This is a genomic window from Gemmatimonadota bacterium, from assembly GCA_026706845.1.
Classification (GTDB): domain Bacteria; phylum Latescibacterota; class UBA2968; order UBA2968; family UBA2968; genus VXRD01.
Genome location: JAPOXY010000068.1, coordinates 6,953 through 10,395 on the forward strand (window position 1 = coordinate 6,953; position 3,443 = coordinate 10,395).

Here is a 3,443-nt window from a genome sequence, read left to right on the forward strand (position 1 = left end):
GGAATGGGCATGGCGTCGGCACGTCATCGCCGGTGTGGTTGCACTTGGCGTGTTGCTGTTCACCAGTGCCGGGGCTTATCCGATTAACATGACCATGCTGTTCACTGGCGAGCGCACGCTTGGTTTTCACTTTTTTCAGTTTGTCCGTGAAATCCACCAGCCTTACCGCGATTCCATACGGGTGGTTTCCGAGTATTTGCTGACCCATGCCGAGCAGGACGATCTGGTGTACGTGTCGGGTTTTGCCGACCGGGAGGCATTGATCTTTACGACGGGTCACCATGTGTTGTTTTGTTGCGTGCTCGACGAGGATTCGCCCTTGCCGCGTGCCAAAATCGAGGCTTTGGATGCGCCTTATGTCTGGGTTGGGGCGTATCTCCCCGACTGGATCGTCGTTTTCGGCGCATTGCGCAAAGATTACTGGGAGAGGGTCAAGGCGGACTATGTTATAGCCGCGGAATTGGATGTTCATCGTTATCCGACACAGCGGCCCGAGTTGAATATGCACGCTTTTACACCTTTGCCCAGGGAGTGGGGTGTACATATCTTGTGCCAAAAAGAATAGCTGTTGGCGAATGAGAACGAACAGCATGGTATTTACGACATTGGACATTCGTTGGAGAGCAGGACGGGAATGGCGAAGAGAACTAAAAAAAGAAGGACGCATCGAAGAAGGCCGGGTGTCGCACTGGATGCCTCAAGGCGAGAAAGAGGGCAGAGGTCGCCAGCCTCTTTGGTGGATCGTTTCTTGCATTTGCAGATGCCCGATGAGCGCCCGTGGAAGTTTTTGCTGCCGGTGCTCGCGCTGGCATTTGCGGTGCGTGCGACGATTGCGCTGTGTGGCGATTTTGTTTTGCACCCGGATGAGGTGATGCAGTATCTGGAGCCGGCACATCGTCTGGTTTTTGGCAGTGGTGTCACGTATTGGGAGTTTTTCTACGGGGCGCGCTCATGGCTGGTGCCGGGCATGGTTGCCGGGGTGTTGAAGGTGTTTGACGTTGTTGGGCTTGGTGAGCCGTTCTGGTATGTGGGCGGTGTTAAGCTGGTGTTTTGTGCGATTTCCCTGCTGATTCCAGTTGGGATGTATTTTTTTGCGCGGCGGCATTTTGGCGAGCTATCGGCGCGGGTTGCGCTATTGGCGGGTGCGTTCTGGTATGAGTTGGTCGGGTTTGCCCACAAGCCGATGACCGAGTTTGTAGGTACTGCTTTGCTGATGGCGTTGCTCGTGCTGTGTGTGCGGTCGTCGGTACACAGGGTGAGGACGGTCTGGGTGGTGGCACTTGTGGCGGTGCTGGTAGTGGCGGTGCGGTTGCAGTACGCGCCTATCGCGTTGTTGGTTTTGGGTGTGTTCTATTTCAGGACGGAGAAGAAGGTTCATCTCGCGGTTGCTACAGGTGCGTTTCTGCTGGCGGTGGGGGTGTTTGATGCGATGATGTGGGATGGCGGTTTGTTTCATTCCTATATTACGAATATCCGTTTCAATCTCATAGTTGGCCAGGGGCGCGCTGGCGAGACCCCGGGGTACCAGTTCTTGTGGTGGCTTTTGCTTGCGAGTGTCGGGTTGGGTGCGTTGTGTGTGGTCATAGCATTGCGCGATTTGCGGCGCTACGGGTTTGTTCTGGCGATGGTCGCTCTGGTATTGCTCATCCATTCTGTGCAGGCGCACAAGGAGTATCGGTTCGTTTTTGCGGTTGTTCCGCTGTGGCTTTTGGTTGGTGCGGATGTGGTGGCGCGATTTGGTGGGCCTGTGCGCGTTTGGGGATTGGTGGGCGTTTTATTCGCCGCGGTTTCAATAGGTGGGGTTCTGAATGCGCTGCCTTCACAGGATCAGGTGTATCGCGCTTTTTCCAGGGAGACGGGGAAGGTGGGGTTTATCCGCGGTCAGGATCCGATTTTTGCCGCGTATCACTACCTTGCCCGTGCGCCCGGTGTTCTGGGCGTGTGGCAAGCTGATAGACGCTATTTTAACCTGCCCGGTTACTATTATTTGCACCGGGAGATACCGTTTTACGATGCGTTTTCAGGACGTGCGATAAACAAAGGTGTGGAGATAACAGCGGCATCGGTTAGCCATATTGTGGCGGCGGATACCAGTCTCACCAATCCCATTCCCGGCTATACGGTGGAGAAAGAATTCGGCGATATCCAGATCTGGTGCCGCGACGAGAATGATGCGCCGATCCGTCAATGGGAGGTGTACAGTCCGATCACCGTTGACATTTTGGAACAACAGATCATGATGCGCGTCGATCCCAATGCGCCAAAACCGCCGCCTGATCTTGGTATCCGCTTCGCGGCTGAGAGCAGGTAAATTGTAGGGGACGGCCCCCGTGCCGTCCCGCGCGATCCAGAAGGTTTCGCTCTTGTCTTGTGCCTTTTGTTTTTATCCTGTTCATCCTTTAATCCAGTAAATCCTGATCCTATTTGCTTTTGTTCTTCCCCCATATTCCTTATATTCCTTAATAATACATAGGGACGAGGCCTCTATGGGACAGGCTCCGCAATGATAGGACACACAATAGAAAGCAGGATGGCCGACATTGACACTCGCCTGAGTCGAATAGAGGGGATTGTCGATCAAATCGTACAGCGGTTGACCAGCCTGGAAGGTCGCATGAACAGTCTGGACACTCGCCTGGACAATATGGATATGCGTCTGGACAATATGGAAGGGCGCATGGCCAGCCATTTGAAATGGATTATTGGACTTCTCTTGACCATTCTGATCGCCATTTTCGGCACGTCAATTACCATTTTGATGAATTTCCCCCAATAGGGCGGGCTTTGTCATCGCGGGGTGTTTCTGACCCGCGATCCAGGAAGTTTCACCTTTGCTTGTCGCTGTTGATTTTGCCTTTGAGGTGTCATCGCGGTATGGTTTTAGCCGCGATCCAGAAGATTTCGCCTTTGCCTTTGTCTTTTCATCTGCGTTCATCTGCGTCATCTGCGGACGCCTTTCGCCTTTCGCCTTTGACTTTGACTTTGACTTTGACTTTTATCCTGTACATCCTTTCATCCTGTAAATCCTGATTCTGATTGTGTTTGTCTCAGTTTTTTATTATCATATCATTATCATTGAAAAAAGGCTTGACACTGTGTTTTTGATTGCATATAATTAGCCCGTCATATATTAAAGTGGAGCAGTTCCCATGAACCAAACATCAAACAAATCAGAAGGTGTGTTGATTTTTCCTAACGCATTACTCCTTAACGCAATTATAAGGATGTTGCATTGGTGTGTGTTAGGCTGTTTTTGGAAGGAGGTACTCGAATAAAATGGCGAGTTCATAAAGTATTCGTAAACTGTTGTTTTTTAGAGGATTAAAGAATATGAAAACAAGTCTGTTGAAGGGAGGGATATAAATTTGGAATCTGGTAGTGCTTCTCCGCTGGGTCGCAAAGATCGCGGCTCTCACCCTGTTCCGGGGTCCGGTCTCAAACAA

The 3,443-nt window shown here is 51.6% G+C and carries 3 protein-coding genes; all 3 read left to right on the forward strand.

The window, feature by feature from the left end:
* Positions 1–565, forward strand: a 565-nt coding sequence (locus OXG87_06620; GenBank protein MCY3869214.1) for a hypothetical protein, incomplete at its 5' end; no start/stop codon positions are given.
* 69 nt (positions 566–634) lie between these two features.
* Positions 635–2,311 (forward strand): hypothetical protein, encoded by a 1,677-nt coding sequence (locus tag OXG87_06625; GenBank protein MCY3869215.1) that lies wholly within the window; start codon positions 635–637, stop codon positions 2,309–2,311.
* Between the two features lie 219 nt (positions 2,312–2,530).
* Positions 2,531–2,776, forward strand: coding sequence for a hemolysin XhlA family protein (locus tag OXG87_06630; GenBank protein ID MCY3869216.1), 246 nt, complete (start codon positions 2,531–2,533; stop codon positions 2,774–2,776).
* Positions 2,777–3,443 lie beyond the last annotated feature (667 nt).